1 protein-coding gene is annotated in these 288 nt (G+C 66.7%); it reads left to right on the top strand.

The features are described from left to right. Nucleotides 1–53 precede the first annotated feature (53 nt). The coding region (locus MTX36_RS29560) for a hypothetical protein (RefSeq protein ID WP_243623216.1) at nt 54–288 on the top strand (235 nt) is incomplete at its 3' end.

Genomic DNA, 288 nt, shown 5'->3' on the forward strand with positions numbered 1-288 from the left:
GTCGGCGGCGGACAGGTCGCCGGCGGCGGGCCTGATTCTGGAATAATGCTCTGATGCGAAATACCCCGAAATCAGAATCCTTGCTCCGTGCGCAGTCGGATCGGAAGGAGTCCGGCACCGCCCGAGGGCACCGCGACGACGGCGTGCCGAACTCGGATGGCGACTCGGAAGCCTCGGAGTCGGGGTCGCGTAGTCGCAGTGCCGCGATGCGGTCGGCTCGGGAGGACCTGTCGGCGCATGCGCGTGGGGTGGAGAGCATGAACGAGGCGTTGCACCCTCGACACGATT

The sequence above is a fragment of the Rhodococcus sp. ARC_M6 genome (assembly GCF_022810305.1).
Classification (GTDB): Bacteria; Actinomycetota; Actinomycetes; order Mycobacteriales; family Mycobacteriaceae; genus Rhodococcus_F.